Origin of the sequence: Levilactobacillus cerevisiae (genome assembly GCF_003946245.1) — a bacterium.
GTDB lineage: Bacteria > Bacillota > Bacilli > Lactobacillales > Lactobacillaceae > Levilactobacillus > Levilactobacillus cerevisiae.
The window spans coordinates 57,135-69,845 of record NZ_RHNN01000019.1 but is presented as its reverse complement, the minus strand read 5'-3'; the positions used below and the strand labels follow the sequence as shown (position 1 = coordinate 69,845).

13 protein-coding genes and 1 other RNA gene are annotated in these 12,711 nt (G+C 50.6%); 10 read left to right on the top strand and 4 right to left on the bottom strand.

Going from position 1 to position 12,711, the window contains the following annotated elements; genetic code table 11:
• Positions 1-104: 104 nt before the first annotated feature.
• Entirely contained in the window at positions 105-683 is a 579-nt protein-coding gene (locus EKM99_RS10180; protein ID WP_125583312.1) for an LOG family protein, read from the bottom strand.
• 179 nt (positions 684-862) lie between these two features.
• Here EKM99_RS10180 and EKM99_RS10175 point away from each other — a divergent pair, with 179 nt between their 5' ends.
• The gene (locus EKM99_RS10175; protein WP_125583315.1) at positions 863-1,762 is read left to right on the top strand and encodes a 3-hydroxyacyl-CoA dehydrogenase; all 900 of its coding nucleotides are present in this window, start codon (positions 863-865) and stop codon (positions 1,760-1,762) included.
• 381 nt (positions 1,763-2,143) lie between these two features.
• On the opposite strand, the gene nrdF is transcribed toward EKM99_RS10175, so the two are convergent.
• The 3 genes from nrdF to nrdH all read right to left on the bottom strand — a co-directional run bounded on the left by nrdF (position 2,144) and on the right by nrdH (position 5,710).
• The gene (nrdF, locus tag EKM99_RS10170) at positions 2,144-3,139 is read right to left on the bottom strand and encodes a class 1b ribonucleoside-diphosphate reductase subunit beta (protein WP_125583311.1); all 996 of its coding nucleotides are present in this window, start codon (positions 3,137-3,139) and stop codon (positions 2,144-2,146) included.
• A gap of 70 nt (positions 3,140-3,209) precedes the next feature.
• A complete protein-coding gene (gene nrdE / locus EKM99_RS10165; protein ID WP_125583310.1) occupies positions 3,210-5,375 on the bottom strand; it encodes a class 1b ribonucleoside-diphosphate reductase subunit alpha in 2,166 nt (721 codons plus the stop codon).
• A gap of 107 nt (positions 5,376-5,482) precedes the next feature.
• Positions 5,483-5,710 (bottom strand): glutaredoxin-like protein NrdH, encoded by a 228-nt coding sequence (nrdH, locus tag EKM99_RS10160; RefSeq protein WP_125583309.1) that lies wholly within the window; start codon positions 5,708-5,710, stop codon positions 5,483-5,485.
• Between the two features lie 199 nt (positions 5,711-5,909).
• On the opposite strand from nrdH, the gene EKM99_RS10155 reads away from it, so the two are divergent.
• The 9 genes from EKM99_RS10155 to EKM99_RS10115 all read left to right on the top strand — a co-directional run bounded on the left by EKM99_RS10155 (position 5,910) and on the right by EKM99_RS10115 (position 12,711).
• On the top strand, positions 5,910-6,512 hold the full coding sequence (locus EKM99_RS10155; RefSeq protein ID WP_125583308.1) for a class I SAM-dependent methyltransferase: 603 nt from the start codon (positions 5,910-5,912) through the stop codon (positions 6,510-6,512).
• Between the two features lie 65 nt (positions 6,513-6,577).
• The gene (locus EKM99_RS10150) at positions 6,578-7,090 is read left to right on the top strand and encodes a nucleoside deaminase (protein WP_164511582.1); all 513 of its coding nucleotides are present in this window, start codon (positions 6,578-6,580) and stop codon (positions 7,088-7,090) included.
• A gap of 22 nt (positions 7,091-7,112) precedes the next feature.
• An RNA gene (ffs, locus tag EKM99_RS10145) (signal recognition particle sRNA small type) lies at positions 7,113-7,199 on the top strand.
• Positions 7,200-8,035: 836 nt separating this feature from the next.
• Positions 8,036-9,772, top strand: coding sequence for a DNA polymerase III subunit gamma/tau (dnaX, locus tag EKM99_RS10140; RefSeq protein ID WP_125583306.1), 1,737 nt, complete (start codon positions 8,036-8,038; stop codon positions 9,770-9,772).
• Between the two features lie 21 nt (positions 9,773-9,793).
• The gene (locus EKM99_RS10135; protein WP_125583314.1) at positions 9,794-10,111 is read left to right on the top strand and encodes a YbaB/EbfC family nucleoid-associated protein; all 318 of its coding nucleotides are present in this window, start codon (positions 9,794-9,796) and stop codon (positions 10,109-10,111) included.
• Positions 10,112-10,132: 21 nt separating this feature from the next.
• The gene (gene recR / locus EKM99_RS10130) at positions 10,133-10,732 is read left to right on the top strand and encodes a recombination mediator RecR (RefSeq protein ID WP_125583305.1); all 600 of its coding nucleotides are present in this window, start codon (positions 10,133-10,135) and stop codon (positions 10,730-10,732) included.
• 13 nt (positions 10,733-10,745) lie between these two features.
• On the top strand, positions 10,746-10,997 hold the full coding sequence (locus tag EKM99_RS10125) for a YaaL family protein (RefSeq protein ID WP_125583304.1): 252 nt from the start codon (positions 10,746-10,748) through the stop codon (positions 10,995-10,997).
• Between the two features lie 712 nt (positions 10,998-11,709).
• Complete coding sequence (tmk, locus tag EKM99_RS10120) at positions 11,710-12,354, top strand: dTMP kinase (RefSeq protein WP_191983313.1); 645 nt, start codon at positions 11,710-11,712, stop codon at positions 12,352-12,354.
• A gap of 27 nt (positions 12,355-12,381) precedes the next feature.
• The gene (locus EKM99_RS10115; RefSeq protein ID WP_125583302.1) at positions 12,382-12,711 is read left to right on the top strand and encodes a cyclic-di-AMP receptor; all 330 of its coding nucleotides are present in this window, start codon (positions 12,382-12,384) and stop codon (positions 12,709-12,711) included.

Genomic DNA, 12,711 nt, shown 5'->3' with positions numbered 1-12,711 from the left:
CATTCTTTGATTATACAAAAATATCCGTTGCCAGTAATCAAATTCATTTGATTACCAACAACAGATATTTTAGAACCAAAATGTCTACGCCTTTTCTGTAGCGGCTAATTGGTATATTTGAACGGTAACTGGTGTTTAAAGTTAGCGAAGCCCGTGAACATGTCGTCGACCGTGGCGGCGTCAATGAACAGGTCCATGTTTTCCTCGGGCGCAAAGCCTTCGTCACAGCTCTTTTGCATCATCGCCACGAGTTGATCGTAGTAGTGGTCGATGTTGAACAGCGCAATCGGCTTTTGGTGAACGTTGATTTGACTCCAGGAGAGCATGGTGGTGAATTCTTCAAAGGTGCCGAAGCCGCCGGGGAGCACGATAAATGCGTCCGATTGGCGGAGCATCTCATCCTTGCGCTCGTCCATGGTACTGGTTTCTAGCAGAGTCGTGATGTCAGTCTTGGCGAGCCCCATCTCGCTAAGAAAGGTGGGAATGATGCCAATCACTTGGCCCCCGGCAGCCATCGTGGCCGTGGCGATGGCGCCCATCAGGCCCTCTTTACCCCCACCGTAGACCAACGGGTGGTCGTTATCGGCGAGGTACTTTCCCAAAGCGTTGGTTTCCTTCAAGAAGTTTGGATTGTAGCCGTGGTTGGAGCCACAGAAGACACAGACATTTTTGACAGTTGGCATAGGATTACCCCCAAAATTTTTAGTTGCAATTATTATACCGCAAACTGATTCGCTTGCGCCGGTAAATGCCGTTTAGATAATTGTTGGCCTTAACGGACGGGTTCTGGTTGTTCGCGGCGAGTGGTCTGAGTAAGCTGTGAGTGAGACAAAAGAATCGGTACGTGGGAAGGATGACCGCAATAATGTTCAAGAAAATTGTCGTGGCAGGTGGTGGCACTTTAGGAAGCCAGATTGCCTACCAGACGGCTTACAGTGGGTTTCAGGTTGTCATTTATGACGTGAACGCAGCGGCTGTGGCAGCGGCCAAACGGCGGATTGCCACCTGGGATCAAGTCTATGCACAGGAAATGAATGCCACGCCGGCCGTGATTCACGACACGAACGAGCACCTGTCCTTTGCCACTGATTTGGAAACGGCAGTGGAAGACGCCGACCTGGTTATTGAGGCGGTTCCGGAAGTCTTACCGATTAAAAATGACTTTTACGCCTCACTGGCCAAGGTTGCGCCAGCGAAAACGATTTTCACCACGAATTCAGCGACCTTTGTTCCCAGTCAATTTGCAACAATCACTGGTCGACCGGCACAGTTCTTGGCGCTGCACTTCACCAATCACGTTTGGGAAAATAATATGGCCGAGGTGATGGGACATCCGGGGACAGACGAGGCCGTTTACCAGCAAGTCGTGGCGTTCGCTCACCAGATTGGCATGGTTGCGATTCAATTGCACAAGGAACAGTCCGCTTACGTCCTGAACGCGATTCTGGTACCGTTTATTGATGCCGCACTGATGTTGTGGGTCCACGGTGTGGCAGATCCGACGGCCATTGACCGAGCTTGGATGGTGGCAACGGGCGCACCAATGGGGCCGTTCGGCATTTTAGACGAGATTGGTCTCCGTAACGCCTATACGGTCATGCTGGCGGCAAGTACAGAATCGGGCAAGGGCGGCCTGGTTGACGTGGCGCATAAGCTTAAGATTGAGATGTTGGATCAAAATAAGCTGGGATTGGAAAGCAATCAGGGCTTCTACTCGTACCCAGCACCCGCATTTGCATCGGCAAAGTTTTTGCAAGAGTGAGACGGTATGTCATATAAAAAGGTCAGTAACATCAAACCCAGTGAATGGGGTTGATGCTACTGACCTTTTTTCTTTACCAAATGTAGACTCACTCATGACTAAATGAATAGTAGGCATTATTGTAGCAAATGTTGCCAGTCCAGCAATGTTCACATCAGTGTCATGTTGCAGAACAATTGTAACCGGAGGAGGCCAGAGATGCAGGCAGCTGTGTCGACGACGTTAGCTGAGCGATTTTCTCAGGTTACGTCGTGGGACGCGTTTGAAGACTGGCGGTTTTGGACAGGCTTCAAACCGAGCCGGAGGACCGTTTCTCAGGCCGCAGGCGGTCCCCATAGCAGCCGGAATCTCTGGCAGCCGCAGGTGGCAATTTCATCCTAGCTACTTACTAGGATCGTCCGGATCGGCGGGCTCGCCAATGTTGTAGTCGTCGCTGCCCATGGCCTCGACATTACCCAACAGGTAGCCGTTCCCAACTTGGGAGAAGAAGTCATGGTTGGCCGTTGAGGTGGAGATCCCGTTCATCACCACGGGATCGACGTCTTCGGCAGTATCGGGGAAGAGGGAATCCTGGCCCAGGTTCATCAAGGCCTTGTTGGCGTTGTAGCGGATAAAGGTCAAGACCTTGTCCGTCCAGCCAATTTGATCGTACAACGTGTGAGTGTATTGTTCCTCGTTCGCGTAGAGCTTGTAAAGGAAATCATACATCCAGTCCTTCATTTGCTGTTGCTCGTTGTCGGTCAGTTCCTTCATGCCCAACTGGAACTTGTAGCCAATGTAAGTACCGTGAACGGATTCGTCCCGTAAGATTAACTTGATGATTTCGGCCACGTTGTTCAGCTTGTTGTGGCCCAAATAATAAAGTGGCGTGAAGAACCCAGAGTAGAACAGGAAGGTTTCCAAGAAGACACTGGAAATCTTTTTCTTCAGGGGATGTTCGTCGTCATGGTACAGGTCATAAATCCGTTTCGTCTTGTTCTGTAAAAATTCTTCAGAATCACTCCATTGGAAAATTTCATCGATTTCATTGGGCGTATTGAGCGTCGAAAAAATCGTGGAGTAACTCTTTGCGTGGACGGATTCCATGAATTGAATGTTGTTCAACACGGCGGTCTCGTGAGGCGTCCGGACGTCTCGTCTGAGGGCGGCCATGCCATCCTGGGACTGCAGGGTGTCCAAGAGGGTTAACCCGCCAAAGACGTGGCCTACGACCCATTTGTGGTCCGTGTCCAGCGTCCGCCAGTCGTCTAAGTCATTGGAGACGGGAATCCGCGTGTCCAGCCAAAATTGTTCCGTTAATTTTTCCCAGGTTGCCTTATCGATTTCATCCGAAACCTGGTTCCAGTTGATTGCGTTATAGTTCTCTGTTCTTGCCATTGAAGCCACTCCTTTTCACTGTGCTCTGCTGGTCGTCTGACACGTGCGCTAACTTTATCAGAAACGTGGACTAAATGACGCAGCTTTCACACTGGTTCGCGCCAACTTCATTGTTGTCGTCGGTGAAGGTCCGGACGTAGTAGAGGGACTTAATGCCCTTCCGATAGGCGTAATTCCGCAGAATACTGAGGTCCCGGGTCGTCATTTTGTCGGTCCGGCCGTTCTTCCATTCGTACAGTCCCGTGGGAATCGTGGAACGCATGAACAGCGTCAGGCTCATCCCTTGATCCACGTGTTTTTGCGCTGCGGCATAAACGTCGATCACGCGCCGCATATCGGTATCATAAGCGGACTTGTAGTAAGGCATGGTGTCGTTGTCCAGGTATGGCGCTGGGTAATAAATTTTCCCAATCGTCTTTTCCTGCCGTTCCTCGATCCGGTTGATGATGGGGTGCAGGCTAGCGGTGGTGTCGTTGATGTAGGAAATGGATCCGTTAGGCGCAACGGCCATCCGGTTTTGGTGGTACAGGCCATCCTGCATGACGGCCGCCTTTAAGTCAGCCCAATCGGCTGGCGTTGGCAACCACACGTTGGCAAAGAGTTCCTGAACCTTGGCGTTTTCTGGTCGCCAGTCGGTCGTCGTGTAGCGGTCAAAGTAACTACCATCGGCGTAGGCACTCTTGTCAAAGTTATGGAACGTTTCGTTCTTTTCCTTGGCGATCTGATTGGACGCCTTCAAGGTCCAGTAGTTCAGGAGCATGAAGTAGACGCTGGTAAAGGCAATGCTGTCCTTCGAGCCGTACATCATGTGGTTCTTGGCAAAGTAGCTGTGTAACCCCATGGCACCCAGGCCAATTGTGTGGGCCTGTTGGTTGCCTTTTTGAATGGAAGGGACCACGTCAATATCCGAGTGGTCGGTCACAAACGTGAGGGCTCGGACCATGGTTTCCACGGAGTGACCGAAGTCGGGGGCGGCCATCAGGTTGACGATGTTGGTTGACCCTAAGTTACAAGAAATATCAGTTCCTTTTTGGACGTATTCCTGCTTGTTGTTGACCGTAGAAGGGGTCTGGACTTGCATGATTTCGGAACACAAATTACTCATGACGATGCGACCGTCAATTGGGTTTTCCCGGTTAGCCGTATCAATGTTGACGATGTACGGGTAACCGGATTCCTGTTGGAGTTTGCCGATTTCGGTTTCTAAGTCCCGCGCCTTCAACTGTTTTTTATGAATGTCGGGGTTGGCGACCATCTTGTCGTATTCGGTGGAAATGTCCACGTAAGAGAAGGGCTTGCCGTAGATCCGTTCAACGTCGTAAGGGCTAAACAGGTACATGTCGGCATCGGCCGCACAGAGTTCGTAGAATTTATCGGGAACGGTCACCCCGAGGGATAACGTCTTCAACCGGATTTTTTCGTCGGCGTTTTCCTTCTTGGCGCCTAAAAAGGCCACGATATCTGGATGGAAGACGCTGAGGTAAACGACCCCGGCACCTTGCCGCTGGCCCAATTGGTTGGAGTATGAAAAGCTGTCTTCAAGTAATTTCATCACGGGCACAACGCCAGAAGCAGCGCCCTCGATGTGTTTGATGGGGTCACCCGCACCACGCAGGTTTGACAGGCTAATTCCCACCCCACCACCGATTCGGGAGAGTTGGAGAGCGGAGTTGATGGTCCGCCCAATCGTATTCATATTGTCGGTCGACTGAATCAAGAAGCAAGAGACCAATTCGCCCCGGCGAGAACGGCCCGCATTTAAGAAACTAGGGGTGGCGGGTTGGTAGCGTTGGTGAATGATTTCATCCGCCAGGTCATGCGCCAATTGTTGGTCACCATCCGCAAAGTCTAAGGCGTTCATGGCGACCCGGTCGATGAAGTTTTCTAGGTAGAAGTCGTTGTCATCGGTCTTCAAGGCGTATTGGGCGTAGAACTTGTAGGCGGCCATGAAGGACTTGAAGTGGAAATCTTGGGCCCGCATGTACGCGTAGAGGTCTTCGATAAAACTCATGGGATAGGCGTCAATAATGGCCTTCTCAACGTAATTGTTCGCAATCAGGAAATCGAACCGTTCTTGCAGGGTGGCGAATTTCTTGGTATTGGGAATCACATTTTCCTTAAGAAATGCGGCGAGCGCTTCTTGGTCCTTGTTCAACGGAATTTGGCCGTTAACGGGGATGTTGATTTCGTTGTTCAAATCGTAATAGGTCACGTCGGTTAAGTCTTTTAAACTCATGCTGATCAACTCTTCCTTCTCTTAAGATTGCGTGTCAAAACAAAAATGGCGCCATCGTGACCAAACACGACGTCGCCAAGACGGGTTTGTGCCAAACTAAAAAAAGCTTAACCCGCGATTTGCGTTAATTGATCCGGGCGGAAACCATAAAAGGCTGGGTGACCCGGTGCTTCAATGACGGGAACCGCCTGAAAACCCTTCTCTTTTAGGTACGTCACATATTCAGGGTTTTGGTTAATATTGCGTTCCTCGAACTCCACGTTGTGTTCGCTGAGAAAACGCTTTGTCATCTTGCACTGCATGCAATTGTTCTTTGAATAGATCGTTACTTTCATTCTTGCCACTTCCTCGTAAAATTCATTATCAATGTGTTCAGTGTACACCAGCTGTAGAAAATTACAATCAAAAAAGACACTACATTTGGTAGTTGAATCATACAATAACTACCAAATATAGTGTCGCGAGCGATAAACTTTTTTTATTAGCCACAAACGTCCATGTACGGTAAAATAGGCAGTAAAGGTGGCGGAGAAATTGACTAATCACTATTATACACAAAATCCAGACGTTTTACACGAAGAACATCATTGGCCGTTTACCCTCTTAGGCAACGAATTGTTGTTTACCACCGACAACGGTGTGTTTTCCAAAAATCGGGTGGACTATGGTTCACGGGCTTTACTGAACGCATTTAACGCCGATAAGACGCCGGCTGGACCTTGGCTTGACTTGGGAACTGGATACGGGCCAATCGGGCTAGCACTGGCGAAGAAGTGGCCTGAACGCCAGGTGACGATGGTCGATGTGAATGAATTGGCGTTGGATTTGGCTCGGCAAAATGCTGTCGCTAATCAGATTGAAAACGTTGAAATCAAGACTTCTGACATTTATACTCACGTCACGGAGCGTTATGCGGCTATCATTACGAACCCACCAGTACGGGCGGGGAAGAAAGTGGTGACCACCATGCTAACGGAGGCCAAAGACCACCTCTTGCCTGGTGGAACGCTGACCGTTGTGCTACAGAAGAAGCAGGGCGCCCCATCGGCCGAAAAGACGATGAAGGAAACGTTTGGTAACTGTACAAACATTAAGAAGGATAAGGGCTACTACATCTTAGAGAGTACACTAGCCTAGGCTGTCGGCTGAAAGGAGGGGTCCACGTGCGCGAGCGTAATTATACTGGGTTACAACGGCATTATATGGAGGAGGCCCTCTTTGAAGCGGATCAGGCTGCGTTGATTGGGGAAGTGCCAATTGGCGCAGTAATCGTCCACGATAATCAGATTGTTGGTCGCGGCCACAATTTGCGTGAGCACGGCAATGATGCTACGATGCACGCTGAGGTGCGGGCCATTGAAGAGGCCTGTGGCACATTAAAAAGCTGGCGGTTAGAGGATTGTCAGCTGTACGTGACGATTGAACCGTGCCTCATGTGCAGTGGCGCCATCATTAACTCCCGCATTCCGGAATTTTTTTATGGCGCCCGGGATCCCAAGGCAGGCGCAGTTGACAGTCTGTACGAAACGCTGACGGATGACCGCTTGAATCACACGGTCGCGGTTCATGAGGGGTTATTGGCCAAGGACGCCGGCGAGCGCATGGTGAGCTTCTTTCAAGCTGCCCGTAAACGGCAGAAGGCTGCCAAGAAGGCCCGCCAAGCCGCAAAACGTGCGGAAGCTAACAAGACGCTAGACAGTCAGAATAAATCATGATACACTAGTACTTGCCGTTAAGGCCTTGAAGCAAGGGCGGACTTATGAATTGTGTCAGGTCCGGAAGGAAGCAGCACTAAGTTCGTTTCGCTTTGTGCTTCAAGTTTATGAGATAATAACAACTCCTGGTCGCTGGACTGGGAGTTTTTTCGTGCCTTTTTAGCGAAGCAGATCGGTTCCTAAGGATTGACAGGTCCAGCTAATGGGGAGTTAATCCGCAAAAATTAGTGGTGAATTACCACCTGTGGCTGCCAGAGATTCCGGCTGCTGTGGGGGCCGCCTGCGGCCTGAGGTGCGGTCCTCCGGCTCGGTTTGAAGCCTGTCCAAAAACGACAGTCTCCAAACGCACCCCACGACGTAACCTGAGAAAGTCACTCAGCTAACGTCGTCGACACAGCTACCTCCACCTCTGTCCTCCTCCGGTTAGGATTGTTTTTCAATATGACATTGATGTGACCATCGCTGAACTGACAACGATTGTCCACCAAAATGGGCGATAGTCTATGTAGGCGTGAGTGAGCCAAATTTAGGCTCAGCCGTGGGATTTGGTGCTCCGACTTTACATTGTCGAAACGTGCGTCAGATGGCGACTGGCTCCGCTTAACACTGATAAGCAAACAATCCAAGCCCAGGATTATTCGCTTATCACCGTTAATGCTCACCAGCCAACCGCCATCAGCCACACTCTTACACAGCGTTCCGGCCTAAATTTGGCGAACGGTAAGCCGGCAGTTTTAGACAGTGTTGCTGGTTGCAGTTAAGTTCTGATTAATCTGCTAACCAATTCGTGACAGAGCCCCTCTAAAAAGGCTATAATGTTAAGCAACGAATTCAAAATTTAAGACAGTCAAAATGACAATGTGCCACTGGAAGTTAGTCCCCGGTTTGATCAAGGAACAGGGCGGCTAATGTCCGCGAATAATTAAGTAGAAAGGAACAGATTGCATGGCTTATCAAGCACTATATCGGGTCTGGCGGCCCCAGCGATTTGAGGATATGATTGGGCAAGAAGTCATTACCCGGACTTTAAAAAATGCCATTACGACGAATCAAATCAGTCACGCGTACCTCTTTGCCGGGCCCCGGGGTACCGGTAAGACCTCGGCTGCCAAAATCTTTGCGAAGGCCATCAACTGTCACCACCAAAAGGATGGCGAACCCTGTAATGAATGTGATACCTGTCGCGCCATTACGGATGGGACGCTGAACGACGTCATCGAAATTGATGCGGCGTCGAACAATGGTGTTGAGGAAATTCGTGATATTCGGGACAAGGTTAAGTACGCGCCAACCGTTGCCGACTATAAGGTCTACATCATTGATGAAGTGCATATGTTGTCGACCGGTGCGTTCAACGCATTGTTAAAAACGTTGGAAGAGCCGCCGGCTAACGTCATCTTCATTTTAGCCACAACGGAGCCGCATAAAATTCCGGCTACGATTATTTCACGAACGCAGCGGTTCGATTTTAAACGGATTGCGGCCAATGATAGCTATGACCGCATGATTTACATTTTGGATCAGAAGAAGGTCACTTACGACGAGCAGGCCATCAAGGTGATTGCCAAGGCGGCCGAAGGTGGTATGCGGGATGCCCTGAGCATTCTGGATCAGGCGTTGTCATTTGGCGACAATGAAATCACGCTGGACAACGCACTGTTGGTCACGGGGAGCGTCACGCACGAATTGCTGGCTACGTATATGCAACAAGTGCTGAGCGGCGATACCAAGGCGGGACTCGCAAGCTTGCAGTCCGTTCTGGAAGCCGGCAAGGACGCGGAACGGTTCACGGAAGATGTGATCAGTTATGCCCGCGACCTCTTGTTGTATCAACAGGCGCCACAGTTAGTTGAAGAAGCTGAAATGGGTAGCGTGAGCGCGGATTTTCAGGCGTTGGCGAAGAAGACCCCCGCACAGACGATGTATGCCATGATCAATGAGTTAAATGCCATTCAACAACAGATGCGGTTCACGACCCATCCCGACGTTTACCTGGAAATTTTAACGATTAAATTAGCTGAAATTGGACGGCAAGTGGCCACACCGCAGCCGGCCGCACCCGCTGCCGCAGCATCGACAGCGCCGGTTGCGGCGGCCAGTTCACCCGACCTGACCGAGCTCCAGCACGAAGTTGATCAATTACGGAATACGGTCAAACACTTGGAACAGGCACCAGTTGCGGCGAAACCGGCTGCCAAGCCCCGCATGGCTAAGTCGTCGGCACCAGCTAAGGAAGTTAACCTGGCTAAGATCTACCCCGTTTTGGGATCCGCCACGCGAGAAAAGTTGAATCAGCTCCAAGAAGTTTGGCCCGATTTATTAGATACGTTATCGGTGACCCAGCGAGCCGTCATGAAGGTGTCCCAACCGGTTGCGGCCGCGGATTCCGGCGTGATTGTTGCGTTCGACTATTCCTTCCTCTTTCAACGAGCAACCACCGACCATGAGTTGACGGACGCCCTGGAAAATGGGCTGGATCGCATGATTGGCACGGCTTTACCGGTCGTCTTCGTGCCGAAGGATGATTGGCCAACGATTCGGAAAAATTATTTGACAGACCATAAGGATGAGCTGCAAAATAATGCTGAGTCAGATGAACCTGCAAAGCCAGCACCCAATCCGGTGGTGACGAAAGCCGAAGAGATTTTTGGCAAAGAGATTGTTGACGTTAAAAATGATTAAAACCTTGAAAGGATGATTACGATGCGGAACATGGGAAATATGGGGAACATGATGAAACAAATGCGCCAAATGCAAAAGAAAATGGAAGAGGACCAAACGAACCTGAACGCCCAGACGTTTACGGGTGTTTCACCAGATAGTTTGGTGCAAGCCACTTTCACGGGCGAACGGAAGATGACCGACCTGACCATTAAGCCAGAAGCCATCGATCCAGACGACCCAGACATGTTAGCAGACTTGGTTTTGGCAGCCGTTAACGATGCCTTGGGCAAGGTTGAAGCAGCCACCAAGCAATCCCTCGGGAAGTACACGCAAGGCATGAACATTCCTGGGATGTAATTAAGAAAGGACGTTGTGACCATGCAGTATCCAGAACCGATTGCCCAACTGATCGACAGTTATATGAAGCTGCCAGGAATTGGGCAAAAGTCAGCGACGCGGCTGGCCTTCTTCACGATTGATATGCAAGAAGATGACGTCACGGCGTTTTCCAAAGCACTCATTTCAGCTAAGAAAAACCTGCATTTCTGCTCCATCTGTGGCAACATTACCGAGGGTGATCCTTGTGCTATTTGTGCCGACAAGACCCGGGATCAATCCCACGTCTTGGTGGTCGAACAGGCCAAGGACATCATGGTGATGGAAAAAATGAAGGAATACCATGGCCTGTACCACGTTTTGCAAGGGGTCATGTCGCCGATTGAAGGTAAAGGACCAGAAGATTTAAACATTGCCAGTCTGATCAATCGGTTACAACAAAATCCAGCTATCAAAGAAGTGATCATCGCCACCAACGCCACGCCTGAGGGTGAAGCCACGGCGATGTACCTGTCACGGCTGATTAAGCCAGCTGGGATTAAAGTAACCCGCTTGGCCCATGGCCTTTCCGTCGGCAGTGATATTGAATACGCCGACGAAATGACACTGTTTAAGGCCGTTGAGGGTCGAACGGAAATGTAAAGGAGGCCCGATGATGTTTGGACGAAAAAAACGGCAATTACCTCGGTTGAAAGCGGCTTACGATGACCAACTCTTGTTGAGCATCGACAACGCCAAGGACCGCTGGGACCACGCCAAGCAAACGGAAGAGGCCATCGCGGACGCCGATAACCAGATGACGGCCAACACGGCGCTCGCCCGGCAGACGTACTTCTTCCTGTACCGGGAAGCACGGCGCCGCCACGTCAGAGGGCAACATATTTCCGCGGCAGTGTTCCGGGATTAAGGGTCAGCTGTACGCTGGCAAAAATTTTAAAACGGTAGGCTAGAGGCTGCGACAAATGTTGCGGTCTCTTTATTGTTTCTGGGGACTGGGCACAACCTGAAAGTTAATTAGAAATTACCACCTGCGGCTGCCAGAGATTCCGGCTGCTATGGGGACCGCCTGCGGCCTGAGGGACGGTCCTCCGACTCGGTTTGAAGCCTGACAGAAACCGTCAGTCTCCAAACGCGTCCCACGCTGTAAGCTGATAAAGTTCACTCAGCAAACACCGTCGACACAGCTACCTACACCTCTGGCCTCCTCCGGTTAGGATTGCTCTTCAACATCAAATTGATACAATCATCGCTGAACTAGCAACGCTTGGCCACAATAATTGGTTATCGTCTACGTAGGCGTGAGTGAGCCAAATTTGGGCTCAGCCGTGGGATTCTTCAAGTGGGGTGCTTGGAAAATGGCGACTTTGAAACGCGGTTCATGCGGTTCAAAGCGAGCTGGCAGACCGTTTTCCAGGCTGGCGGCGTCCTACCCACAGCGTTCCGGCCTAAATTTGGCGAACGGTAAGCCGGCAGGTTTAGACACTGCTGCCCATAATTTAGGATGACATTCCGTGATAGCCTGGTTTTTTGATAAGAAACCGGTTAAAGCACGCAATGCAAATAGACATCAAAACTGAATTCAAGTACAATATAACTATCAAACAAAAATGGGGTCGAGTATGTTGTCAGGAACGTTTATCAGTTTTGAAGGACCAGACGGCGCCGGGAAGACCAGCGCTTTACAGGCGATTACTGCTCAGATTGCGCCAGTATTAGGCGATCAACTCACGATTACGCGGGAGCCGGGGGGCAATCCAATTTCTGAAAGTATTCGGGCCATCATTTTAGATCGGGCCAATACGGCTATGGATTATCGAACGGAAGCCTTGCTGTATGCGGCGGCACGACGACAACATTTAGCAGAAACGATTTTACCCGACCTAGCAGCGGGAAAATTGGTGCTCTGTGACCGTTACGTGGACAGCTCCGTGGCTTACCAGGGGGCCGGCCGGCAAATTGGTGAAGACGCTGTGGCGCAGATGAATGAATTCGCCACGGATGGCCTTCTGCCGGCATTAACGGTGTACTTTGACGTTCCGGCAGAAGTTGGGTTACGGCGGATTCAAGCGCACCGCGATCCCCAACAGGTCGACCGGTTAGACGTTGAAAAGGCGGCATTCCACGACCGGGTCCGCGCTGCGTATTTGAAATTGCAAGCCGCTCATCCGGAGCGTATCAAATTGATTGACGCGACCCAGGAACCGAAGATAGTGGTTGAACAGGCCTTAGCCCTAATTAAAGCAACGGCCAGCGCTTACTTTTAACACCGGCATTGAGGGAGGAAACCAGTTATGAAATTATTAATCGCCATCGTCCAGGATAAGGACGCAAATCGACTCAGCAATGAATTTATTGATCACGATATCCGGGCAACGCGGTTGTCCACGACCGGTGGGTTTTTAAAATCCGGGAATACGACGTTTATGATTGGACTGGAAGACGAGCGGGTCGGCGAGGTGCTGGACATGATCAAGGAAGCCAGTCATACCCGTCAACAATTTATGACGCCACCCGTTAACCTGGATGCACAATTGGATAGCACATCCGCGTACCCAGTCGAGGTGCAAGTCGGCGGTGCCACGGTCTTTGTGATGCCCGTTGAACAATTCCACCGCTTTTAG

Bases quoted from the DNA above. Each gene is read 5' to 3' on its own strand.
- EKM99_RS10180 (WP_125583312.1), bottom strand. From the start codon at position 683: ATGCCAACTGTCAAAAATGTCTGTGTCTTCTGTGGCTCCAACCACGGC.
- nrdF (WP_125583311.1), bottom strand. From the start codon at position 3,139: ATGGCAAGAACAGAGAACTATAACGCAATCAACTGGAACCAGGTTTCG.
- nrdE (WP_125583310.1), bottom strand. From the start codon at position 5,375: ATGAGTTTAAAAGACTTAACCGACGTGACCTATTACGATTTGAACAAC.
- nrdH (WP_125583309.1), bottom strand. From the start codon at position 5,710: ATGAAAGTAACGATCTATTCAAAGAACAATTGCATGCAGTGCAAGATG.
- EKM99_RS10150 (WP_164511582.1), top strand. From the start codon at position 6,578: ATGGAGGAGGCCCTCTTTGAAGCGGATCAGGCTGCGTTGATTGGGGAA.
- dnaX (WP_125583306.1), top strand. From the start codon at position 8,036: ATGGCTTATCAAGCACTATATCGGGTCTGGCGGCCCCAGCGATTTGAG.
- EKM99_RS10135 (WP_125583314.1), top strand. From the start codon at position 9,794: ATGCGGAACATGGGAAATATGGGGAACATGATGAAACAAATGCGCCAA.
- recR (WP_125583305.1), top strand. From the start codon at position 10,133: ATGCAGTATCCAGAACCGATTGCCCAACTGATCGACAGTTATATGAAG.
- EKM99_RS10125 (WP_125583304.1), top strand. From the start codon at position 10,746: ATGTTTGGACGAAAAAAACGGCAATTACCTCGGTTGAAAGCGGCTTAC.
- tmk (WP_191983313.1), top strand. From the start codon at position 11,710: ATGTTGTCAGGAACGTTTATCAGTTTTGAAGGACCAGACGGCGCCGGG.
- EKM99_RS10115 (WP_125583302.1), top strand. From the start codon at position 12,382: ATGAAATTATTAATCGCCATCGTCCAGGATAAGGACGCAAATCGACTC.